Here is a 22,806-nt window from a genome sequence, read left to right as displayed (position 1 = left end):
AAAAATAGGAAATATTCTTGGATAATTGCCTCGCTAAAATTTCAGACGTTTCGGTATCCCTTGGAGCTAAACCTGTCGTCTCATCGATCTCTTTTCAGATTTTATCTGGTCAAAAAACGGCCATAGTAGGACCGATGGGATCAGGGAAGACCTCTTTGGCGAAAGCTTTAGCAGGACGATTGTTCCGAACGGGCGAGGTCTTTTTTTCTTCGCTAAATCCAGATAAACGAGCCTATGTAATGCTCGTGGAGCAACAACATCAATTTAAGAATCGCAGTAACCTCTCCGAATTTTATTTACAACAGCGCTTTAATTCGTCGGATTGCGAGGATGCTTACACGGTGGAAGAGGAATTAGCTGGATTAGAATTAGGGAATTGGGTGTCGGTTTTTGAGCTAGAGGGACTTCTGAAACGCCCCTTAATTCAACTGTCCAATGGTGAGAACAAACGCCTGCAAATCGTTAAATCATTGGCTTACCAGCCGGATTGGTTGATTCTAGACAATCCCTATGTGGGTTTGGATGTAAAAGGCCGGGAAATACTTACAAAAGGATTGTTATCGCTAGACTCGAAAGGTATACAATTCATCCTCGTTTCTTCGCCTGGCGATGTGCCTGATTTCATTAATCAGGTGATTGAATTGCCATTGGCGCGAGTTGTTAAAGCTAAACCAGCGCCTTTGCTTCGACTATTAGATCTGTTTGAAACAGCTGTTAAGATGGAAAAGGTACAGATAAAATACGGTTCGAAAACCATCTTAAGCGATTTCAGCTGGAAAGTGAATAGGGGAGAGCGGTGGGCGATCAAAGGTCCAAATGGGGCAGGGAAGTCGACTTTGATTAGTTTAATTACGGCGGATAATCCGCAGGCATATTCGCAGGATATTACCTTGTTTGATCGAAAAAGAGGCACGGGGGAGAGTATTTGGGATATTAAACGCAAAATTGGGTATTTGAGTCCGGAGTTGCATCTATATTTTAAGGAGGGTGGATCTTGTTTTTCGGTGGTGGCCTCTGGGTTGTTTGATACACTGGGTTTGTTCAAGCGCTTAACGGACGAGCAAACAGATCAAGTGAATCATTGGATGCAAGTGATGGGCATTGCTCATTTGAAAGAAAGATCCTTCTTACAGATTTCTAGTGGAGAGCAGCGGATGGTGTTGATTACGCGGGCCTTAGTAAAGAATCCAGAATTGTTAATACTCGATGAACCTTGCCAAGGACTTGATAGAGTTCAAACAGAGCATCTGAAGTCGGTGCTCGATTATTTAGCGGAAAACTCTGAAATGACCTTGCTCTACGTCAGTCACTATGACCGCGATATTCCGTCTTGCGTGAATCAGGTGTTGGAATTAAAACGGCTCTGAGATCGAAGGGCTTGGATTTGAGAACCATTTAGGTCCATCTGCCGTCATATAGGCACAATCTTCTAATCGTACCCCAAATTCCCCTGGAATCGCAATCGTCGGTTCAATACTGAAGCACATGCCTATTTCTAGCGGTGCTTTGTTCCCTTTGACCATATTTCCCCATTCGTGTCCACTCATTCCGATTCCGTGACCGGTCCGGTGAGGTAGACCCGGTAGTTTATAATCTGGGCCAAAACCTGCGTCAATCAATACTTTACGCGCGGCAAAATCTACGTTTTCAGCTGGTGCTCCTAATTTAGCCGCCTCAAAACCTGCTTGTTGCGCCTTTTTCTCTAGATCCCAGATCTGTTTTTGTTTCGCGCTAGGCTCCCCAAAAACAACGGTCCTTGTTATATCCGACTCATATCCTCCCACGCTACAACCGCAATCTAACATCACGACATCGCCTGATTTCAAAATCTGTTTTCTCGAACTTCCGTGGGGAAACGAAGTCGCCACCCCAAAAGTCACTGATGCAAAACCGTGCATCGTACCTTGCTCTGCGTGAGCTTGAGCAATCTTTTGAGAGATTTGGCGAGGCGTGCAACCTATTGATAAAGCCGCAATTCCGGCCTGAATCGCCTTAACCGTCGCATCATTTGCTTTTTGCATCAAGGAAATTTCAGCGGCTGATTTGATTATTCTACATGGAATGGTAATCGGATCTGCGCTCACGAATTGAAAGCTAGCGTCTGATTTGCGTAATCCATCGAAGATGAAGAAACGACAGAATTCGTCGATACCTATTTGGCCCTTCTCAATTCCAATACCTTTCAGGACACAAGTGGCTAGCGCAAAAGGATTCTCATCTTCCTCCCAGATGGACACCTTAGTTCCTGCTGGAGCCATTTCTAGAAACCGATCTTCCTCAAAAGCCGGACAAATGAAGTTTATTTCACCTTTCACCGGAATAACCGCTAACATCGAGCGCTCCGATGGATGCCAGCTGATGCCCGTGAAATAATTCATATTTATCCCTGCATCTAAAATAATAGACTGAATTTGCTTCTCCGCCATCAATTTCTGCGCCTTAGCTACGCGCATCTTGCGTTCTTCCGCACTGATGGGCGTAAATTCGATAGGCGCTAAAGCTGGAATGGAGGATTTTAAAGAAAGGGTAGAAGCCAAAAGGCCTCCTTTAATGAAGTTTCTACGTTGCATAGCTAAATTTAAAATAAAACATTTACAATAGAAATTCTCCCGGGATGAATTAACTTTAGATTCGGAATTTACCTATGCGGCTACTTTTTATTCGTTTCTCGGCCATTGGCGACATCGTTTTAGCTTCTCCAGCCTTGCGTTGTGCGAGGCAGCAGATTCCCGGTGTGGAGATTCATTTCTTGACAAAGAAGTCGATGAAAGCCGTTTCTGAAGCGAATCCTTACGTGGACCAGTTTCATTATTTTGACAAAGATCTTGCTGCCACCATCCAGGAATTAAAGTCCTACAAATTCGATTACATCATTGACCTACACAAGAATCTGCGCAGTTTGCGGATTCGTTTGGCCTTGGGCGTTCCCTATTTATCCTATAATAAGCTCAGTGTTGAGAAGTTTTTGTTGACTAAATTCCACCTGAATAAAATGGCCGATCGCCACATTTCCTTGCGCAGTGTGGATACCTTAGCATCTTTAGGGGTTGTCTACGATGGAAAAGGTTTGGACTTTTTTGTGCCCTCTGAAGTCAAAGAGCCCACTTTTTTCACAGAAGGCTATGTGGCTTTAGTCATAGGTGCTTCATATGCTACTAAAAAATTGCCTTTGGAGTCTCTGAAGGTCTTGTGTACGCAAATTCCGCATCCGATTGTTTTGGTAGGCGGCAAGGAGGAGAAGGAAGATGGAGATCAATTAGCCTCGCAGGATCCTTCAAGAATCGTTAATACTTGTGGCACTTATTCTCTACATGAATCCGCTTTGATGGTTGCCAAAGCCCGTGTCGTCATCTCACACGATACCGGCATGTTATACATCGCCTGTGCCTTTGAAAAGAATGTAATCGCGATCTGGGGAGCTACTTCCCCCGCTTTGCAGGTCGAGCCTTTGATGCCTTCAGATTCGAAAGCTCAGATATTTCAATCCATTGTCCCTGATTTGAGCTGTCAGCCGTGTTCGAATTTTGGTACGAAGACCTGTCCTAAAGGCCATTTTGCTTGTATGAAAAAGCAGGATTTACCGGAGATTGTAAGGCAGGTGGAGAAAATGTGGAATTAGGTATATTTTAATCGTTTCAACCTTCCCTGGTAACTTTGATAATAGTTTTTCTGAGCGCTTTCTTCTAGAAAGGAGCGTCGAATTAACGTTTCAATCTCAGTCGAATTCGCCTGCATTTGTTCGAGAATTCGTTCCACCATTATTTCAGGGATATTCGCCATTTTACCCAAGTGTATAAACTGATTGATTAATTTTCCCTGGTATTGCGCCTTCGGATATAAGCCACCTAGTAAGGCAAAATCGCTATCTGCGATATGTAATTGAGAATTCAATAAATCATAGGCGGGGCTCAGGATGAAATCTCCATCGATTGTTTCTAGTAGGGAGAAATTCTTTAAATGGGCATCTCCATTCGAAAACAGGTAATTAAACAAGATGATTTTAAATAGTTTAGGAGCCTCGATGGCATAGGCAGGCACATATTGCTGCATGATTTGGAACAATTCGAGGTAATTTCCTTCGTATTTGTAATTCGCCCCGTGTGTTTGTGGTGTTCTGTTTGCCAAAACCGCAAAGTCCTCTTTCCCCCGTTTCAGTCCAGCTTCATCCCGATCAAATCGTTTCGTCAAATAGGCCATTTCCCCATTTTGGAAGAAAACAATCGCATTCTCTGCCGTATCTATTTGAAAAACCTGTTTAGCTATCTGCATCGTCAAATGCTCATTTGCAGGCATCAGATGCTTATTCTTGCCCAAAGTAGGAATCGGTTTTAGTAAATAATGACCACTTTCCCCGGGCTTTGCTAATCGAAGCTTATTCTTCTCTAGTAGGAGTGAAAACTTTTCCTGTACTCCAGAAATAGACATAATCGTTCTATTCTCAAAGAAAATACCAGAAACCGCATCTGAACTCGCCGTTGAATCATAGGGCAGCACATGATGCACCTTGTGATTCGAGAATAGTCGCTGAATCGCAGATCGGCAGTAACTGGAATGACCTTCAGCTAGTGTACTTGGGCAGTAGGAAAGCAGTGGTATATTCACTTATCAGTCTATTTGTTCAATCGTTATCGCACCTATCGTATCGAATTGAGCGGTATGTAATAGTATGCCAAAATGATCCGATGGATCAATCTTCTTGAACTTGCAAACCGCCTGCTTATTTGCTCCCTCTGGTAACAAGTGAAAGAAAACTGGAAATAGGTGAGGGGACTTAAATTCCTTTTTTGACTTAGGCATGGTTAAGCTAATGGCCGGCTTTTTTTTATCCTCTATCCAAGTATCTAAATACTGAAAATGAAAACTTCCATTATTCAGTTGACTCAAAATTCCTGCAGGTTCAGTCTTATACAATATCGTCGCTGTCCTCATTTTCAGTTGCTATTTTTTTAATGGCTAATTGCATTTCAAGTCCTAGTACGTCGGCTAGTTTTTGAATCGTCTCCAAGGTAGGATTTCCTTTGCCGCTTTCAAATTGTTTGACCGTTCGTAGACCTACACCTGACAGCATAGCAAGGGTCTCTTGGTTCACTTGAAGCATAATTCGTCGCTTTTTTAGTGTTTCTATGATGTCCTGTTGGTGCATTATATTGCTCTTTTGCTTGTAATTAATGATTACTATAGGCTGATTTAGGCAGATTTGTGCAATATAATGCACTTTTAGCTGTAATTGTGGATTTATATGAAAATAATCAGTTTATAGGGGAAATTATCAGGGGGGCAGGGCAACAAAAAAGCCCGACATTACTGTCGAGCTTATTGAGCCTCCTATCGGGATCGAACCAATGACCTACTGATTACAAATCAGTTGCTCTACCAGCTGAGCTAAGGAGGCGCATTTCGGTTTACAAAAGTAGTGTTATTCTCCTAAATCGCAAAACCGAGTGTGAAAAAAATTAACTTTTTTTCAGTTTTTCTAATTCTTTTTCAGCGGCTTCAATTTTCTTTTCTACCTCAGCACGCAGCTTATCGCTGTTTTTAGACTTCGCGAAGAATTCTAAGTTATTGGTTAACACGGCGATATCATTTTCCAAGGCTTGGATTTTCTTGCGCGCATCTGGGGAAGCTGATTTTTTATCTTCTCCTCCTGCATTTGCTTCCGAAGCCAATGATTTTAATTCAAAGCCCCAAGCAGCTAGCTGCTCTTTCGGTTGTGTTCGTGCTAAATCGATTAAAGCATTCCACGTCGTGCGGAAACTTTCTTGGATCGCTTTCACATTGTTGCGAGGTACAAAGCCGATGGCATCCCATGCTGCTTTCTTTTCGCCTAAAGTAGCTAAAAGGCTAGGATCCTTAAGCATAGCCTCCATCTCCTTCAATATCGCTTGTTTAGCCTCTAAATTGCCTTCGAATTCCACATCCTTCGCATTCTTGCCTTTCTCGCGAGTTAAATTAAAGTAGGCATCGCATGCAGCCTTGAATTTTGCGTAGATAGAATCCTTCTGCTTTTCTGGTACGTGACCGATCTCTTTCCACTTTTTCTGTGTTTCGATAACCATTTGGGTCACTTCAGGAGTGATGGTACCTGTTTCTACGATACCGTTCACCTGGTCAATCAACAATTGCTTCGCAGCTAAGTTAGCCTTGCGCTCTGCGTCGATCTTAGAGAAGAATTCGCTCTTGTGTTTGAAGAAGGTTTTTAAGTCAGACCAAAAGTTGTGACTCACTTCTTTTCCTCCATCACGTGGCAATCCGCCTTTCAAGTTATTCCATTGCTCTTGTAGCGCTAATACCGCTTTGGAAGCTTGGTTCCATTCGCTGATGTTCGCGGCAGTGAAACTAGCATAATGCTTCATTAAGTCGCCGATCTCGCGTTTTACTTTCAGGTTTTCTTCGAAAACGTGCTTTTGGGCATCTTGGACAGCTCTTTTTTGTTCAAAAAGTACATCTAAAGATTTCTTCACGCGCGTCCAAAGTGACTCATTATCTTCTCTGTTTGCTGGTCCAATGTGCTTGTACTCCTCAAACAGCTCTTCCGCCTCTTTTAATAACTTCTGTAAAGCGCCGCCTTTAGAAATTTCCGCTGCTAAAGCTTCTAGTTTAGTGGCAATACCTTCTTTGGCCTGTAAATTCTTCTTGCGATCTAACTCTAATAGTTCGAAGAAAATACTTCTATTGCTGTAGAAACGGTCCACTAAGGCGTGGTAACTCTGCCAAAGTGTTTGATTCATCGGTCCCTGCACACTGCCTAATCCTTTCCACTCTTCTTGAATTTTCTTGAAGGCTTTAAAGCTTGCATTCACGTGTGCCGGATCTGAATTGTCATCCGAGTCCACTAAAGTTCTTAGTTCATTAATTAAACGCGTTTTCCCTTCAAGAGCCTTCTCTCTTAATTTCTCCAAATTAGAGAAGAATGCGCCTCTTTCCGTACGGATAAAGGCTGAAATGGCGTCGATTTGTTGCGAGATTTCATCTCCTTTGAACGAGAATCCTTCTTCTGAATCTTCGTTAGTTGCCTTGAAAGCGGCTAAAGCCTCAGCGCGTTCGCCTTGCTTGATTGCTTCCCAAGCGGTTCTAACTTCCTTGGTTAATTCGTCTACTTTTTTGAAGTTCGCCGATGAGGCGCTCGCTTGAAGAATGGCTTTCAATTGCTCATAGAAAGCAAGAATGCTCTCTTTAGTTGCTTTTGAAAGGTCTAAAACCGGAAATTCTACGGCCTTTTCTTCCACTACAGGAAAAACTACTTCTGCCGGAGCTGCCACCTCAGACGGAGCTGCTGTTTCAACAATAGCTTCTGTCGGTGTTTCTTCTGGAGTAGGAGTAGTTTCCAATTCTTCTGCTGGATTGCTCTCTTCGGTGATCATAATCGTCGTTGTTTGCGTGTTAACTTAAAAGTTTTTCAAAAATACGCTCCATCGATACAGCATAACCAATTTTCTCTTTTAGGTCTGCTATAGAAATGCGCTCTTGGGTCATCGTATTGCGATCGCGAACGGTCACTGTGTTGTCTTCCATGGTTTGGTAATCAACCACCACACAATACGGTGTTCCAATTAAATCTTGACGGGTATAACGCTTGCCTATGGCGCCACCATCGTCGTAAGTTGTATTGAAGGCAAATTTAATGCTGTTAACAATCTCTTGTGCTTTCTCTGCTAAACCATCCTTTTTCACTAATGGAAGAACGGCCACTTTTACAGGAGCTAAAGCCGGGTGGAAATTCAAGAAAACACGTTGTTTCTCTTGTTCTCCTTCTCCCACAGTCTCTTCTGTATAGGCATTGCAAAGAATGGCTAAGAATAAACGATCAGCCCCTACGGACGTTTCTACCACATAAGGTATGTAATTTTCGTTTATTTCTGGGTCAAAATATTGTTGTTTTTTTCTTGATAAATCTTGGTGCGCTTTCAAGTCAAAATCCGTTCTCGAGTGGATTCCTTCCATTTCTTTAAAGCCAAATGGGAATTTGTACTCAATATCCACCGCCGCATTCGCGTAGTGTGCAAGTTTATCGTGATCATGGAATTTCAAGGAAGTAGCCGGAATTCCTAACGCTAAGTGGAACTTCATACGTGTTTCTTTCCACTTCGAATACCATTCCATTTCTGTGCCAGGACGAACGAAGAATTGCATCTCCATTTGTTCGAATTCCCGCATACGGAAGATGAAATTACGCGCAACGATCTCGTTACGGAAGGCTTTTCCGATTTGGGCAATGCCAAAAGGAACCTTCATACGGCCCGTCTTTTGTACGTTCAAGAAGTTTACAAAGATTCCCTGAGCCGTCTCTGGACGTAAATAAATTAAACTAGCATCCTCTGAAACAGCGCCTACCTGAGTAGAGAACATCAAATTGAATTGACGAACCTCGGTCCAATTAGCCGTGTTCGAAACCGGACACTTTATATTTTCATCGATAATGATCTGGCGAACTCCCTCTAAATCCCCTGCATCTAAGCATTTCGCCATTTTTTGTAATAAAGCCTTCGCCTCAGCCTCTTTTCCCTCGTCTTCTAATTGTGCTGCTCTTTCTTCTAATAAAGTATCAGCACGGTAACGTTTTTTAGAATCCTTATTATCAATCATGGGATCGTTAAACGAATCCACGTGACCAGAAGCCTTCCAAGTCAATGGGTGCATAAAAATGGAGGCATCAAGGCCTACTACGTTGTCATTCAACATCGTCATCGCCTTGTACCAAACCGTTTTTAAGTTATTCTTTAACTCGACACCGTTTTGACCGTAATCATATACCGCTTGCAAACCATCATAAATCTCCGAAGAAGGAAATACGAAACCATATTCTTTCGCGTGTGAAATAATATCCTTCAATGCCGAGGCGGTATCCTGTTTTTTATTTTCCATTAAATCAATTTTTTTCAATCGTATTAGATTGCAATTTACCGAAAAGAATCAAAGAATGAGGCTTGCAACGTGTTTTTTCTTAATTTTGCTTCGATTAACAAGGTAAAAACCAAGATATTGATGAAAAACGTTTCCTTCGCCTTAATTCAGCTATCCTGCAGCACAACTGTTTCAGAAAACTGGCAAAAAACGATTAGCTCGATTCGCGACGCCGCCTCTAAGGGTGCCCAAGTGATTTGCTTGCAAGAATTGTTCAAGTCGGTCTATTTCTGTTACGAAGAAAAGCAGGATTTCTTTGCTTTGGCAGAGGCGATTCCCGGTCCATCGACAGATGAATTAGGTGCTTTGGCAGCCGAATTAAACGTGGTAATCGTCGCATCTCTTTTCGAAAAGCGGGCGGCAGGTCTTTACCATAACACTACTGCGGTCATTGATGCAGACGGGAAATACCTGGGTAAGTACCGTAAAATGCATATTCCAGATGATCCAGGCTACTATGAGAAGTATTATTTCACGCCAGGTGATTTAGGATATCAGGTTTTTGAAACGAAGTTTGCCAAAATGGGGGTGCTCATCTGCTGGGATCAATGGTATCCTGAGGCAGCTCGCTTAACGGCTCTTCAAGGAGCAGAGGTGTTAGTATATCCAACGGCTATCGGTTGGGATTTGGAAGAAAAAGACGGTGAAATCAACCGCGAACAATACCAAGCTTGGCAAACCATCCAACGTTCACATTCAGTCGCTAACGGCGTTCCTGTTGTTTCTGTGAACCGCGTAGGAACCGAAAATGGTCAACAATTTTGGGGCGGAAGCTTTGTCTCTAATGCCTTTGGTCGCGTGATCTTCCAAGCCTCTCACGATCAAGAGGAAATTGCGCTAGTAGATGTGAATGTCGATTCGAGCGAATATTACCGTAGAACCTGGCCATTCTTTAGAGATCGAAGGATTGATTCGTATGGCGGGATTACGGAGCGGTTTATTGATTGAAGTAATGGTAAATGGTGAATGGTAAGTGGTAAATGAAAAAACATTCACCATTCATCATTTACCATTCACCATTTATTAATGCGCTTCCAGCCAATTCTCTCCCACGCCAATTCCCGTTTCCATCGCGACGCCTAAATCCATCGCTTCGCACATGATCTTGTTGATTTGGGTTTTTAGGTAGTCGACCTCATCTTTGTGTGCGTCGAACACCAATTCATCATGTACGGTTAAGATCATTTTCGATTTCAGGTTTTCTCTTTCGAGGAAATCCTGGATTTGAATCATCGCTACTTTGATCATATCCGCCGCAGAACCCTGGATAGGGGCGTTGATGGCATTGCGTTCTGCAAAACCACGCTCGTTCATATTAGCAGATAAAATATCGCGTAGGTAGCGGCGGCGACCCAAAACAGTTTCGACGTAACCGTTTTCGCGTGCGTCGGTGATACTTTGGTCCATAAAGGTCTTCACTTTAGGGAATTCAACGAAGTATTGATCGATGATTTCCTTCGCTTCCGTGCGGGAAATGGCTAATTGAGCCGCTAGGCCAAAGGCCGAAACGCCATAGATAATCCCAAAATTCACCGTCTTCGCCTTGCGACGCATGTCGGATGTGACCTCCTCTAAAGGTACATGGAACACTTTTGCGGCGGTTGCTTTGTGTACGTCCAAACCGTTATTGAAAGCATCCAGCATGGATTCATCCTTCGAGAAGGCGGCCATGATACGCAATTCGATTTGGGAATAATCGGCTGATAAAATCAAGTGGTTTTCATCGCGTGGGATGAAGGCCTTGCGGATCTCACGACCACGTACGGTACGGATCGGGATGTTTTGTAAGTTCGGATCCTTCGAAGACAGACGACCAGTTGCGGTAACTGCTTGCATGAAGGACGTGTGGATGCGGCCTGTTTTGGGCGAAATAAGGGCCGGTAGGGCATCCACATAAGTAGATTTCAATTTCTGTAATTCGCGGAAGTCGAGAATCAAGGAGGCGATTTCGTGTTCCGCTTCTAATTTAGATAAGACTTCTTCGCCCGTCATGTATTGACCGGTTTTGGTCTTTTTCGCCTTAGGGTCGAGCTTCAGTTTTTCGAACAAAATCTCGCCTAATTGCTTAGGGGAGGCGATGTTGAATTCTTGGCCAGCTGTGGCGAATATCTTCTCTTGTACGGCTTTGGAATCTGCTTCCAACGTCTTCGACATTTCTTGAAGGAAAGGCACGTCTAAATTCACACCTTCGCATTCGATCGTGGACAAAACGCGCGCTAACGGCATTTCTACCTCGTGAAGTAACTGAACGGCTTTCGGATTCGTCGTTAATTGTTTGTCCAGGAATGGCTTTAATTGCAAGGTTATGTCTGCATCTTCTGCCGCATATTCTTTGATCAAGTTTAACTCCACCTCACGCATATTGCCTTGTTTGGCGCCTTTTTTGCCAATCAAATTTTCGATGGACATCGGTTCGTAGCTTAAATAGGCGAGGGCCAAAGCGTCCATCCCGTGGCGTTTCTCTGGTTCGATCAAGTAATGCGCAAGCATCGTGTCGTAAGTTGCCCCTTTGATTTCGATGCCGTAATTACGCAAGACGCTCATATCGTACTTGATGTTTTGGGCAATTTTGATGGTCGATTCTTTGGCAAAAATAGCCTTAAATAAATCAGCCTGCGCCTGGCAAGACGCCGGATCTTCTGGGAACGGCACATAAAAGGCCTCGCCCTTGCGGTAAGAGAAGGACATCCCCACTAATGCCGCTTCGATCGCCACCAAACTCGTTGTCTCCGTATCAAAACAGAAGGAATCCTGGCGATCCAAGAAGCTAATCAATGACTTAATCGCGTTCTCGCCTTGCACTAAATGATATTGGTGCGCAGTATTACTGAGATTTGAATAGCTGGTTGTGCTAACCTCTTCTTCCACCTCGGTATCAGGAGTTGTAGCGACAGAAGGAGCCGGTGATCCAAACATATCCATCTGGTTCGCATCCACTTTAGGCGAGGCTTTCACCTTCGCCACCACTGGTTCGTCCTCTCCCAAAATCCGCTTACGCAGCGTTCTGAATTCTAATTCTTCTAATAAAGGCTCTAAAAGCGCGCGGTTAGGCGGCGTTGCTTTTAATTTTTCCTCTTCATATTCGATAGGTACTTCGAGCATAATACGGGCCAAATGCTTCGATAAAATCCCTTGTTCGCGGAAATTGATCAAGTTTTCTTGCAATTTGCCTTTCAGTTGATCGGTATTATCTAGTAAGTTTTCTAACGAGCCAAACTGCTCAATGAGCTTTTGGGCTGTCTTTTCACCCACACCCGGAATACCCGGAATATTATCCACCGCATCACCCATCAAACCCAGCATATCGATTACTTGGTCGACATTTGCGATGTTCCAACGTTGGCATACCTCCTTGGGCCCTAAAATCTCTACACCTTTGCCCATAAAGGCCGGTTTGTACATCTTAATGCGCTCCTCCACTAATTGCCCATAATCCTTATCAGGCGTCATCATGAAGACCTCAATATCTGGGTTCACACGCACCGCTTTCTTGGCAATAGTACCAATCACATCATCCGCCTCATAGCCATCTAAAATAAGCAACGGAATATCCATCGCCTCGACTAATCGTTTCACGTAAGGAATTGCAATCGTAATATCCTCCGGCTGTTCCTGGCGCTGCGCCTTATAGGGCGTATATTCTACGTGACGAAAGGTAGGTTTAGGTGTATCAAAAGCAACCCCTAAATAGTCTGGTTTTTCCTTGTTAATGACCTCTAGGATCGTATTTGCAAAGCCAAAAACGGCGGAAGTATTAATTCCCTTCGAAGAAATTCGAGGTGTTTTAGCAAATGCAAAATGCGCGCGATAAATCAAGGCCATCGCGTCAAAAAGGAATAATTTTTTCATGTAATTCAGCTATATTTGGGGATAAGGAGTGCCTTTGTAAAGATAATAAATATCATCGACTTATGAACTTAGCTGATCTACGCTTAAACTACCAAAAAGGAGAATTGCATGAACAACACGTACATCCAGATCCTTTTGCCCAATTTGCTATTTGGTTTAAGGAAGCCCAATCAGCTGAGGTTCCCGAGCCTAACGCGATGTTCTTAAGCACATTAAGTGCAACAGGCCGCCCATCTGGTCGCATCGTTTTATTGAAAACAGTCGATCATGGATTTAGCTTTTTTACGAATTATGAATCCCGCAAAGGCCAAGAATTAGCTTTTACCTCGCAGGCATCTATTACCTTTTTTTGGGGCGAATTAGAACGCCAAATCCGCATTGAAGGCCACGTCGAAAAACTCTCTGTTGAATTATCTACTGCTTATTTTCATTCCCGTCCGCGCGAATCTCAATTAGGTGCTTGGGTATCGGAGCAAAGTGCCCGCGTAGATTCCCGAGAAGTATTACAAGCTCGATACACTCAATTAGCTGCAGAATACGAAGGCAAAACGATTCCTAAACCAGATCATTGGGGCGGATACCGTCTAGTGCCGGATTATTTTGAATTTTGGCAAGGCAGACCGTCTCGTTTGCATGACCGTGTGGTGTATGATGCTCGGGAGAAAGAAGGTTGGGAGTGTTATCGAGTAGCGCCTTAAAAGCGCCGCTGTCGCTTTTATAGAGTATAGATAGGAGAGGATAGAGTATAGATAATGGTAAATGGTGAATGGTAAATGGTGGATGTTTAATCGGACTCATTTCCTCCGGACTAAATTATCTCTACTCTATAATCTCTACTCTACACTCTATAATCTCTACTCTAATATCGTCTTCTCTAACGTCTTCTGACTCTGAAACCCTTCCCCATACTTCACTCCAATCTTGTGGCCCATCTCCATCGCTCGCGCTTGGATGAAGTTTAAGAAGTCTGGGCTAGAGATATAGGAAGACGGTTCAGCAGAATTAGGGTCAAAGAATTGACTCTTAAATGCTCGAATAGCCGCTTCTTTTTGATCCCAGTGAGCAGTGATGTCAATCACGAAATCTGGCTCTAAATAACGATCTTGAATATAGTGGTAGACTTGTTTAGGTCTCCAGGCAGGAAGGTCGCCGGTTTTGATTTGGCGTAAACCTGATAAGAAACAGGCATCAATCGCTAATTGTGCTCCCTTGCCGTGGTCTGGATGCCGGTCTTCTAAAGCGTTCGCAAGTACTACTTCTGGTTGGTATTTGCGAATGACTTCGATAAGTTTTAACTGGGTTTCTTCGTCGTTTCTGAAAAATCCATCCCGGATGGCCAAGTTTTCTCGTGCGTGAATGCCAAGGATTTTTGTGGCATCAGCCGATTCTTGCAGACGTATTTCAGGTGTTCCTCGCGTACCTAATTCACCACGGGTGAAATCGACGATTCCTACTTTTTTGCCGGCAGCAATGTGGGAGAGTATGGTTCCAGCGCAGCTTAATTCAGCGTCGTCTGGGTGAGCGGCCATCACGAGGATATCTAATTTCATGGCGATTAATGGGCGATTAATGGATGCGAATTCGGCGCCCAGCTCGGATGACCGATGAGCTCTTCATTCCATTTAACTTCTTCAATTTAGCAATCGAAACACCGGTACGTCTAGCGATGGCACCAAGGGTGTCACCTTGACGCACTTTAGTCCAAGCCTTCGTTCTGGAACGCACTTTATCTCCAACAGCACCATATTCGTTTTTCAACGATAAGGAGCGAATATCAAAAGAGCGTGCGGTAATAATAATGTGATCCGAAACGGGTTCAAAAGGACTGAAGTTGTAAACGTTCTTCGGGTTCATGGGATTACCTTCATAACGCGTCTCAAAGTGCAAGTGAGAACCCGTACTTCTGCCCGTGCTTCCGCCTACACCGATTTGGTCTCCCGCTTTTACTAAAGTTCCTGGTTCTGCACCTGGAGACGCAAGGTGAGCATATAACGTTTCAAACCCATTATAATGACGTACTAATACATAATTGCCATAACCTGATCTGTCGTAATGACTTACGCGAACAATTCCGTCGAATACAGAGTAAACAGGATAACCAGTTTCCAAGTCTAAATCCACCCCAGCATGTAGTCGACCCCAGCGTGGTCCAAATGGACTCGTTTGCTTTACTATCTCTAAAGGAGCTGCCCAGTTACGTCCAGCTGCCTTATTGTATAATTCGATGTCAACAGGTTCGTCGAATTCTTTAGCATCGATATCATAAGGATCAATAATTTTTGTATCCCAAATCGCGTAATAAGACGCCACCGAAACAAAATCCTCTGTACCTTCCGGTGCAGCCTCTTCTTCAATCTCTACGATCAGATTCTCGCCTTCGTCGATGGACGTAGTATCGAAATTACTGATGCTCGCATTGACCATTTTAATGGGCTCAAACTTGCGTTCCTGTAATTCGGAGCCAGCCGTAACCCCTACGGATTCCGTCTCATTTCTGAATTGCAAAGGTGGGAGTTCATCTAGTTCATCCTTCTTCTTGTTCTTTTCTTGGAAAAGTTGGGAATTGGATTTGACTTCGATTTCTGTTTTTTTCTTGAATAAATTCCGCTCTTGAGCCTTCAGACTAAAGCCTGATAGCAACAGAATACATCCAAAAATATAGGTGATTAACCTCATATGTTTCTATTAATGTAAGTTGTTCGCGGCTAACCAACGTTCCGCGTCCAATGCCGCCATACAACCGCTACCTGCAGCCGTAATCGCTTGGCGATAAATAGTGTCTTGTACGTCACCGCAAGCGAAAACGCCTTCGATGTTCGTACGAGCACTCCCTTTTTCTGTGAGTAAATACTCTTGTGCATCCATCTCTAATTGTCCTTTGAAAATTGACGTATTAGGCTGATGTCCGATCGCAACGAAGAAACCAGTTAAGGCAATTTCTTCAGTCGCTTTAGTCACATTATTCACGATGCGAATGCCGGTTACCCCGTTTGCATCGCCTAAAATTTCTTCTGTTTCTGAGTTCCAGTGGATCTCGATCTTCGGGTTATTCTTTACGCGTTCCTGCATAATCAAGGAAGCTCGCATTTCGCCACGACGTACGATTAAGTGTACTTTGGTACACAAATTCGCTAAATAACTCGCCTCTTCAGCTGCTGTATCTCCTGCGCCAACTACGGCTACTGTTTGATTACGATAGAAAAAACCATCACATACCGCACAAGCCGATACGCCTAGACCATTGAATTTCGTTTCACCCTCTAATCCTAACCATTTCGCGCTAGCTCCAGTCGCGATAATGACAGCATCTGCTTCGATTTCTGTCGACTCATCAATCCAAACCTTTTTAGGAGAGGAAGTGAAATCCACTTTAGTCGCCATTCCGTAACGAACATCAGTTCCAAAACGCTTAGCCTGGTTCTCTAAGTCAATCATCATGGCCGGGCCATCAATGCCATTCGGGTAGCCAGGGAAATTATCAACTTCAGTCGTAGTAGTTAATTGTCCTCCAGGTTGTCCACCTTGGTACATCACTGGATGTAAACCAGCACGTGAAGCATATATAGCAGCGGTATATCCGGCTGGGCCAGAACCGATAATAAGGCATTTGATTTTTTCTGACATCTGTATTTTTATCGAAAGGGAATGAGCCTACAAAATTCGGGAAATATAGGCAGAATCACAAGCGATGATTTTTCTTAATAATTCTTACATTTGTTTATCAACCGAAGCTAAACGAATGAAGCAACTAAATATTTTCCAGAACCTAACTTTTTGGGTTTTATTGTCCATTCTTTTAGGTGTTTTGGTAGGCCATTTCGTTCCTGATTTGGCCTTGTTCAAGGTGTTAGATTCGAAGTTTACCTATAATTTATTGGGTGCTGAATTAAGCTTTGGGCCTACGGTAAGCGAAGTATTCAGTGGGGTCTTTATCAGTTTAGTGAAGCTTTTTATCAACCCTATCATCTTTTTGACGATTTCTTTAGGGATCGTGAACATGGGAAACCTGAAAAAGGTGGGTCGTGTGGGTGGTAAGGCCTTACTCTATTTTGAGGTGGTGACAACGGTTGCCCTATTAATCGGATTAGCCGTTTCTACCTTCATTGAGCCCGGAATCGGAGTCATCAGAGACGATATTGCGGGAGGGGACATTTCTAAATACACGCAGAAAGCGGCAGGATTCTCTTGGATCGGTTTTTTGAAAGAAAACTTTACGGTTCAGGTATTAGGGTTCTCGATCTTCTTTGGGATCTTTTTGAATTATGTTAAAGGAAAGGCGAAGATGATTGCGGGGATGCAGCAGGCTTCTCATTGGGTATTTAAAGGTTTGAAAATAGTGATGTATTTAGCACCATTGGGAGCGTTGGGAGGGATGGCGTTTACCATTGGTAAGTTTGGAATTCATTCTTTAGTGCCGCTAGCGAAACTCATGCTGACCGTCTATGTGACGATGGCCATTTTCGTTTTTGTGGTATTGGGTTTTATTATGCGAAGCTGCGGAGAGCGGATTTGGGCCTTTTTGGGCTATATCAAACACGAATTATTGGTTGTGTTAGGCACTTCTTCTTCTGAGGCGGCCCTGCCATCATTGATGCATAAATTAGAGAAAATGGGCTGTTCGAAGTCCGTGGTAGGTCTGGTGGTGCCGGCGGGTTATTCGTTTAACCTGGATGGTACGAGTATTTATTTATCCATGGCCACCTTGTTTTTAGCTCAAGTTTATGGCGTACATTTGTCCTGGGAACAGATGCTGACCATCGTGGGTATTTTGATGGTGACCTCTAAAGGGGCTGCCGGCGTGACAGGCAGTGGCTTTGTCGTTTTGGCATCCACTTTAAGTGCATTGCAAGTGATCCCCGTGGAAGGTTTGGCCTTATTACTAGGAGTGGATCGCTTCATGTCAGAGGCAAGAGCGATCACGAATTTTATAGGAAATGGAGTGGCGACGGTTTGGATAGCGAAGCACGAGGGGGAATTTGAAAAAGAACAATCAACAAATTAATCATATATGTCTATTTCATCCATTTTAAGAGAAGATGCGCTCGAGTATCATTCAGGAGGGAAACCTGGCAAAATTGAAGTAAAACCCACTAAATCAACCGCAACTCAGCGCGATTTGTCCTTAGCGTATTCGCCGGGTGTAGCTGAGCCTTGTTTAGAAATTGCAAATAATGTAGATAAAGTATACGATTACACGGCCAAAGGAAACCTAGTGGGCGTTATCTCGAATGGTACGGCTGTTTTAGGTTTAGGTAACATTGGTCCAGAGGCTAGTAAGCCAGTGATGGAGGGAAAAGGAGTTCTTTTTAAAGTATTCTCCGATATCGACGTATTTGATATCGAATTAGCCGTGACGGATCCAGATGACTTTGTGGATACGGTAGCGCGCTTGGAACCGACTTTTGGCGGGATTAATCTAGAGGATATCAAATCCCCAGAATGCTTTGAAATCGAAGAGAAATTAAAAGCGCGTTTGAAGATTCCCATCATGCACGACGATCAGCACGGGACGGCGATTATTTCGTCTGCGGCGCTGTTGAACGCTTTGGAAATCGTAGATAAGAAGATCGAGGAGACGAGATTTGTGATATCGGGCGCTGGGGCTGCGGCTATTTCTTGTGTTAAATTGTATTTAAAACTCGGTGCGCGGATTGAGAACTTCTATATCTTCGATAAGGACGGGTTAGTATCAGAAGACCGTCCGGATCTGAATCGCTATTTAGCCCCATTAGCAGGCAAAGCGGGTAGAAATACCTCTTTAGCTGAGGCGATGAAAGGGGCGGATGTTTTCTTAGGTCTTTCCGTAGGAGGGATCTTGAAACCAGAGATGGTGGCGACGATGGCTCCTAATCCAATTGTGTTTGCGATGGCGAATCCGACGCCTGAGATTGGCTATGAAGAGGCCAAAGCGGTACGTGAAGATTTGATTATGGCGACAGGTCGCTCTGATTTTCCTAATCAAGTGAATAATGTGTTAGGTTTTCCTTTCATCTTTAGAGGAGCCTTGGACGTACGTGCCTCGGAGATTAATGATGAGATGAAATTGGCGGCGGCAAAGGCTTTGGCCTGTTTAGCAAAGAAACCTGTACCTGATATCGTTAATTTAGCTTATAATGAGAAATCATTAAGCTTTGGCCCAGAATACATTATTCCAAAACCGGTTGATCCACGTTTAATTACAACTATCTCGATGGCGGTGGCTAAAGCGGCAATGGAATCCGGCGTGGCAACGAAGCCAATTAAGAACTGGGATGTCTATGAGAATCAACTAGCGAAGCGCCTGGGACTAGATAACCAAGTGATGAAGTTCATCTTAAAACGGGCTAAGTCGAAACCGAAACGGATTGTATTCGCTGAGGCGGAGAACTTGAAAGTATTGAAAGCTGTACGTGAGGTATTAGACGAAGGAATCGCTAAGCCAATTCTATTAGGGCGTAAGGCAAATATCGATGCGATCTGTGAAGAGCACCACATTGATTTAGGGGATATCGAGATCTTTGATTTCAAACACCCGGATAATGCGGACTTGTTAGCCGAATTCGCAGAATTGTTTTACCAAAAGCGTAAGCGCCGTGGATTCACGAAGTGGGAGGCAGAGAAGCAGGTACGCAAGAGTAATTATTTTGCGGCGATGATGTTAGAAACGAATCGCGCAGATGGGGTTATTTCTGGTTTGACCAAAAACTACCCAGACGCTATTCGTCCCGCCTTGCAGATTATCGGTAAAAAGCCGGGAGTAACGAAGGTGGCGGGTATGTACTTGTTATTGAGTAAGCAAGGACCTTTGTTCTTCTCGGATACCACGATCAACTTCTCGCCTTCAGTAGCAGATATAGTGGAGATTACAGAATTGACTTCAGAGGCGGTTGAGCGCTTTAATTTAAAGCCCAAAATCGCGATGCTGTCTTACTCGAACTTTGGTTCAGCCGATGGAGACGACGCGTTAAAGATGCGAGCAGCAACGCATATCCTACAGGAAAAACATCCGACTTGGGTGATTGAGGGGGAGATGCAGGCACACTTAGCGTTTGATAAGGAACTAAGACAACAAAATTATCCGTTTGCCACTTTAGGAAATGACACAGCCAATACGTTGATCTTCCCTAATCTATCTTCCGCGAACATTGCCTATAACTTGTTGAAAGAAGCAGCAGATATCGAATACATCGGTCCTATCTTATTAGGATTACGTAAACCGGTGCACGTATTGCAACTAGGCGCCTCTGTTCGCGAGATCGTGAATATGGTCGCGATTGCGGTGGTAGAAGCGCAGACGGTCTAAAAATGCAACCAAGCCTGTCGCATCTTCAATTGAGATGGGCTTGGGTTTTTCAAAGCCCTGAATTCAATATTGTTTGTGTACCCGTAGGTAATTGTATTATTGCCTGGGTTGGATTCCCCGAATTCCATTCCGATCGTGGATACCAATTCTTTGAAGGGTAATTTGTCTCCTTTACTCACATAACGGGCAAAGAATTCTTTTACGGCTGGCACTTTTGTTGTTTTTTCAATCAGTTCAAACAACTCTTCATCCTTAAAGGATTTTGAGGGGCCGTATTGTGCGGCTAAATCACGCATCATCTGTTGAGTTCCGTAGGTGCCATTCGTTTCCTTGCGTAAGAGTAAATCAAGGCAGAAGCCGATGAGTGCCCCTTTTTGGTATACATTCCCATATTCATCCTTGTATTTATCTAATGCGCCTAAGCTTAGTTTAGTAAAGGCTAGGTTGGGATTATAGTCATCATTCGCGCGGTTCACTTTCTCTGTCATGGATTCCATAAACTGTTCTAATGTAGTAAGACCTCCTTGCAATTGGGTGTGGTGTGCCGTATATTCGGTCAGACCTTCATAGAGCCAAAGGTGACGGGACATTTTGGGCTTTTGGAAATCAAAATTCCCAATCTCCTCTGAATGGAAGTTAAGTGGTGTCTGAATATGGAAAAATTCGTGGGCACTTATATCACGAATTGTACTGCTCATAGTAGCAATATTATATTCTGGGAGGTAGTAAAAAGAGGATTTAGCATGTTCCAAAGCCCCATAACTGCCATTCTTCAGATGAGTCGACATCACGACTAAGAAAGCGTAGTTCTTCACTGGGAATGTGCCTCCTAAATAGGCTTGCTGCGACTTCAATAACGGAAGGATTTTCTCCGCAATTTGGGAGGCGCGAATCACCTGATTAGGGGAAAAGACTGAAATCAGAATGTCAGCATCACCCACTTTCAGCATAGCTGTATCTGGGTGCGCGACTAGAATGGGTGCATCCGTTAGGCTTTGGTAATTATCTGCTTTGTAAAATCCGTTATTATCTACTAATGAGCTGGAAGCTGTCATTCCGAACGGGACGGTTAAATGAAGCGAAACAGGCATTTTCTCCCCACCTTTCACATAGCCTAAAAGCGCATGAGTGTTCAGCGCAAAGAGCGTATCTTCTTGAAAGTTCGTTCCTGCTGGCTCAAATATGTATTTGCCCTCGATCTCAGGACTATCCCAAGTGTCATCCACCTCGTAGCTGAGGCGAAAGGCCCCACCAATGACATAGGAATTGATGTCATTTTGTTTCAACTTAACTGATTTACCGGCAGCATCAAAGGCTTGCAGGTTACTCACATAGCGGCCAAAATCATAAATAGCATAAGTACCTGGAACGATTTTAGGAAAGCAGTATTCCTTTGCACCAGCTGGCAATTGAACTTCTACGGTCAATCGATCATTTTTGAGTCGATTCAAGTCAATAGAATAGCGGAGGCTGTCTTGTGCATTTATAGTGTAAACAAAGCACAATAGAAATAGTAGTTTTTTCAACATTAATTCTTGAAGTTCAGTGCCTCAGAAGGCTGGATTTTAGTAATCAACAGGGTAGGGATGGACATCATAAAACTCACTAACACAATTGTCAGCGCATTGACGATTCCCCAAGTGGCCGCATCCCATTCAATGGGCACGCTATTCATATAATAACTTTCTGGATCCAATGGGATTAAGTGGTAGCTTGATTGCAGGTAGCAAAACAGGAAGGCAAGTCCGTTTCCAATAAGCAGTCCACGAACTAAAATGAACAAGCCATTCCACCAAAATATACGGCGAATCTGAGCCGCGGAGGCACCCATGGATTTTAAGAGTCCTACCATGGGAACGCGTTCCATGATAAGCACCCAAAGCGTAGCGATGAGGTTAAAGCAGGCCACCACAAAGAGGAGGCTAATGAAGATGACGATATTTCGGTCGAGCATCGTCATCCAATCAAATAGCGCAGGATAGATCTCGGTCACGGGTTGAATACGCCATTCAGGAGGCATCGTTTTAGCTAAGGCTTCGGTTTTTGCCTGGAGGTTCTCCTTGTTTTTAAAGAACACCTCATAGGTGCCCAGCGAGTCCGCCGTCCAACCGTTCATCTTTTGAACCCAATCCCGATCAGCTAGGATAAAGATTTTGTCCAGCTCTTCGAGTCCCGTTTCATAAATGCCGGCGACTTTCACTTTACGCGGTCTCTCTGGAGCGCTGAGGAAATAGAGAATTAGTGAACCATTTGTTTTGACCTTTAATTGTTTGGCCAAAGCCTCACTTAAAATAACCTCCTGTGGGCCATTTAGGCTATTAGAACCGCTGCTTATGTTTTTTTGTAATTGCTCTGCCGGAAGATCTTTCCCAATTCCCTTTACGACAATGCCGGCTAATCCTTCTTTCCCCACAATAATGCCAGGCCTTTGCACGTGGGCTTGAATGTGATCAATCTCCGGGAGCTGTGCTGTCTTGGACTCCCATGCCCTATTACGAGTCAGTGGACTTTCTGCCAAAGAACGATTACCCGATATCTGAGAAATGCGCGCATCCCCTGAAAAGCTGGTCAATTTGTCTTGAATAGTCGTCTTAAAACCAAAAAGAATAGCGAATGCCACCAGAATAATCGCCGTTCCTACCGCCACCGTCCCGATACCCACATAGGTCACCGTCTTAGAAAAGGAGGTGTCCTGAGTTTTCCGAATACGCCTAGCGACAAAAAGAGGGAAATTCATTAGATTTGATTTTCAATTCTGAACCGCAAAGAAAACA

At 43.8% G+C, this 22,806-nt stretch carries 18 protein-coding genes and 1 tRNA gene; 6 read left to right on the top strand and 13 right to left on the bottom strand.

All coding sequences use genetic code 11. The annotated features are described in order from the left end of the window. The first annotated feature begins 17 nt into the window (after positions 1–17). On the top strand, positions 18–1,367 hold the full coding sequence (locus G9X62_RS00645) for an ATP-binding cassette domain-containing protein (RefSeq protein WP_223130913.1): 1,350 nt from the start codon (positions 18–20) through the stop codon (positions 1,365–1,367). Here the strand turns inward: G9X62_RS00645 and G9X62_RS00640 are convergent. After that, positions 1,353–2,570: a M24 family metallopeptidase gene (locus G9X62_RS00640; protein WP_223130912.1), complete on the bottom strand. Its 1,218-nt coding sequence runs from the start codon at positions 2,568–2,570 to the stop codon at positions 1,353–1,355. The two genes, G9X62_RS00645 and G9X62_RS00640, sit on opposite strands and share 15 nt — an antisense overlap. Before the next feature lie 74 nt (positions 2,571–2,644). On the opposite strand from G9X62_RS00640, the gene G9X62_RS00635 reads away from it, so the two are divergent. After that, positions 2,645–3,619, top strand: a complete 975-nt coding sequence (locus G9X62_RS00635; RefSeq protein ID WP_223130911.1) for a glycosyltransferase family 9 protein — start codon at positions 2,645–2,647, stop codon at positions 3,617–3,619. Here G9X62_RS00635 and G9X62_RS00630 read toward each other — a convergent pair. The 6 genes from G9X62_RS00630 to G9X62_RS00605 form a co-directional block, all read right to left on the bottom strand. Then, positions 3,616–4,602 (bottom strand): type II toxin-antitoxin system HipA family toxin, encoded by a 987-nt coding sequence (locus G9X62_RS00630; RefSeq protein WP_223130910.1) that lies wholly within the window; start codon positions 4,600–4,602, stop codon positions 3,616–3,618. The two genes, G9X62_RS00635 and G9X62_RS00630, sit on opposite strands and share 4 nt — an antisense overlap. 3 nt (positions 4,603–4,605) lie before the next feature. Next, complete coding sequence (locus tag G9X62_RS00625; protein ID WP_223130909.1) at positions 4,606–4,929, bottom strand: HipA N-terminal domain-containing protein; 324 nt, start codon at positions 4,927–4,929, stop codon at positions 4,606–4,608. Further along, complete coding sequence (locus G9X62_RS00620; RefSeq protein ID WP_223130908.1) at positions 4,904–5,143, bottom strand: helix-turn-helix domain-containing protein; 240 nt, start codon at positions 5,141–5,143, stop codon at positions 4,904–4,906. The genes G9X62_RS00625 and G9X62_RS00620 overlap by 26 nt, the downstream gene beginning before the upstream one ends. Before the next feature lie 176 nt (positions 5,144–5,319). Then, positions 5,320–5,392: transfer RNA gene (locus G9X62_RS00615), tRNA-Thr, on the bottom strand. 61 nt (positions 5,393–5,453) lie between these two features. Then, entirely contained in the window at positions 5,454–7,361 is a 1,908-nt protein-coding gene (locus tag G9X62_RS00610) for a DUF349 domain-containing protein (RefSeq protein ID WP_223130907.1), read from the bottom strand. A gap of 19 nt (positions 7,362–7,380) precedes the next feature. Continuing rightward, positions 7,381–8,862 (bottom strand): glycine--tRNA ligase, encoded by a 1,482-nt coding sequence (locus tag G9X62_RS00605; RefSeq protein WP_223130906.1) that lies wholly within the window; start codon positions 8,860–8,862, stop codon positions 7,381–7,383. A gap of 120 nt (positions 8,863–8,982) precedes the next feature. Between G9X62_RS00605 and G9X62_RS00600 the strand changes: the two genes are divergently transcribed. Next, on the top strand, positions 8,983–9,849 hold the full coding sequence (locus tag G9X62_RS00600) for a carbon-nitrogen hydrolase (protein ID WP_223130905.1): 867 nt from the start codon (positions 8,983–8,985) through the stop codon (positions 9,847–9,849). Positions 9,850–9,924: 75 nt separating this feature from the next. Here G9X62_RS00600 and polA read toward each other — a convergent pair whose 3' ends face one another. Beyond that, on the bottom strand, positions 9,925–12,750 hold the full coding sequence (polA, locus tag G9X62_RS00595; protein ID WP_223130904.1) for a DNA polymerase I: 2,826 nt from the start codon (positions 12,748–12,750) through the stop codon (positions 9,925–9,927). 62 nt (positions 12,751–12,812) lie between these two features. On the opposite strand from polA, the gene pdxH reads away from it, so the two are divergent. Continuing rightward, on the top strand, positions 12,813–13,448 hold the full coding sequence (gene pdxH, locus G9X62_RS00590; protein WP_223130903.1) for a pyridoxamine 5'-phosphate oxidase: 636 nt from the start codon (positions 12,813–12,815) through the stop codon (positions 13,446–13,448). Positions 13,449–13,604: 156 nt separating this feature from the next. On the opposite strand, the gene bshB1 is transcribed toward pdxH, so the two are convergent. The 3 genes from bshB1 to trxB are packed head-to-tail and all read right to left on the bottom strand — an operon-like array spanning position 13,605 to position 16,374. Further along, complete coding sequence (bshB1, locus tag G9X62_RS00585) at positions 13,605–14,300, bottom strand: bacillithiol biosynthesis deacetylase BshB1 (RefSeq protein WP_223130902.1); 696 nt, start codon at positions 14,298–14,300, stop codon at positions 13,605–13,607. A 16-nt stretch (positions 14,301–14,316) separates the two neighbouring features. Next, positions 14,317–15,426, bottom strand: coding sequence for a peptidoglycan DD-metalloendopeptidase family protein (locus G9X62_RS00580; RefSeq protein WP_223130901.1), 1,110 nt, complete (start codon positions 15,424–15,426; stop codon positions 14,317–14,319). Between the two features lie 9 nt (positions 15,427–15,435). After that, positions 15,436–16,374, bottom strand: coding sequence for a thioredoxin-disulfide reductase (gene trxB / locus G9X62_RS00575; protein ID WP_130896941.1), 939 nt, complete (start codon positions 16,372–16,374; stop codon positions 15,436–15,438). A 115-nt stretch (positions 16,375–16,489) separates the two neighbouring features. Between trxB and G9X62_RS00570 the strand changes: the two genes are divergently transcribed. Then, a complete protein-coding gene (locus G9X62_RS00570) occupies positions 16,490–17,752 on the top strand; it encodes a cation:dicarboxylate symporter family transporter (RefSeq protein ID WP_223130900.1) in 1,263 nt (420 codons plus the stop codon). 6 nt (positions 17,753–17,758) lie between these two features. Then, the gene (locus G9X62_RS00565) at positions 17,759–20,032 is read left to right on the top strand and encodes an NADP-dependent malic enzyme (protein ID WP_223130899.1); all 2,274 of its coding nucleotides are present in this window, start codon (positions 17,759–17,761) and stop codon (positions 20,030–20,032) included. Here G9X62_RS00565 and G9X62_RS00560 read toward each other — a convergent pair. Together G9X62_RS00560 and G9X62_RS00555 are read right to left on the bottom strand one after the other, a co-directional pair. Next, entirely contained in the window at positions 20,029–21,561 is a 1,533-nt protein-coding gene (locus G9X62_RS00560) for a M61 family metallopeptidase (RefSeq protein ID WP_223130898.1), read from the bottom strand. The two genes, G9X62_RS00565 and G9X62_RS00560, sit on opposite strands and share 4 nt — an antisense overlap. Then, a complete protein-coding gene (locus G9X62_RS00555; RefSeq protein ID WP_223130897.1) occupies positions 21,561–22,769 on the bottom strand; it encodes an ABC transporter permease in 1,209 nt (402 codons plus the stop codon). The genes G9X62_RS00560 and G9X62_RS00555 overlap by 1 nt, the downstream gene beginning before the upstream one ends. Positions 22,770–22,806: the final 37 nt, after the last annotated feature.

It is taken from the genome of Aquirufa lenticrescens (genome assembly GCF_019916085.1).
Lineage (GTDB): Bacteria > Bacteroidota > Bacteroidia > Cytophagales > Spirosomataceae > Aquirufa > Aquirufa lenticrescens.
Note: the sequence above shows the minus strand (reverse complement) of the source record. Positions and strands in the feature narration are given on the sequence as shown.

What these genes read in the sequence shown, in the direction of transcription:
- G9X62_RS00570 (WP_223130900.1), top strand. Translation starts at nt 16,490, where the DNA reads ATGAAGCAACTAAATATTTTCCAGAACCTAACTTTTTGGGTTTTATTG.
- G9X62_RS00610 (WP_223130907.1), bottom strand. Translation starts at nt 7,361, where the DNA reads ATGATCACCGAAGAGAGCAATCCAGCAGAAGAATTGGAAACTACTCCT.
- G9X62_RS00560 (WP_223130898.1), bottom strand. Translation starts at nt 21,561, where the DNA reads ATGTTGAAAAAACTACTATTTCTATTGTGCTTTGTTTACACTATAAAT.
- G9X62_RS00635 (WP_223130911.1), top strand. Translation starts at nt 2,645, where the DNA reads ATGCGGCTACTTTTTATTCGTTTCTCGGCCATTGGCGACATCGTTTTA.
- pdxH (WP_223130903.1), top strand. Translation starts at nt 12,813, where the DNA reads ATGAACTTAGCTGATCTACGCTTAAACTACCAAAAAGGAGAATTGCAT.
- G9X62_RS00565 (WP_223130899.1), top strand. Translation starts at nt 17,759, where the DNA reads ATGTCTATTTCATCCATTTTAAGAGAAGATGCGCTCGAGTATCATTCA.
- G9X62_RS00640 (WP_223130912.1), bottom strand. Translation starts at nt 2,570, where the DNA reads ATGCAACGTAGAAACTTCATTAAAGGAGGCCTTTTGGCTTCTACCCTT.
- bshB1 (WP_223130902.1), bottom strand. Translation starts at nt 14,300, where the DNA reads ATGAAATTAGATATCCTCGTGATGGCCGCTCACCCAGACGACGCTGAA.
- G9X62_RS00600 (WP_223130905.1), top strand. Translation starts at nt 8,983, where the DNA reads ATGAAAAACGTTTCCTTCGCCTTAATTCAGCTATCCTGCAGCACAACT.
- G9X62_RS00625 (WP_223130909.1), bottom strand. Translation starts at nt 4,929, where the DNA reads ATGAGGACAGCGACGATATTGTATAAGACTGAACCTGCAGGAATTTTG.
- G9X62_RS00620 (WP_223130908.1), bottom strand. Translation starts at nt 5,143, where the DNA reads ATGCACCAACAGGACATCATAGAAACACTAAAAAAGCGACGAATTATG.
- G9X62_RS00605 (WP_223130906.1), bottom strand. Translation starts at nt 8,862, where the DNA reads ATGGAAAATAAAAAACAGGATACCGCCTCGGCATTGAAGGATATTATT.
- G9X62_RS00555 (WP_223130897.1), bottom strand. Translation starts at nt 22,769, where the DNA reads ATGAATTTCCCTCTTTTTGTCGCTAGGCGTATTCGGAAAACTCAGGAC.
- polA (WP_223130904.1), bottom strand. Translation starts at nt 12,750, where the DNA reads ATGAAAAAATTATTCCTTTTTGACGCGATGGCCTTGATTTATCGCGCG.
- G9X62_RS00580 (WP_223130901.1), bottom strand. Translation starts at nt 15,426, where the DNA reads ATGAGGTTAATCACCTATATTTTTGGATGTATTCTGTTGCTATCAGGC.
- trxB (WP_130896941.1), bottom strand. Translation starts at nt 16,374, where the DNA reads ATGTCAGAAAAAATCAAATGCCTTATTATCGGTTCTGGCCCAGCCGGA.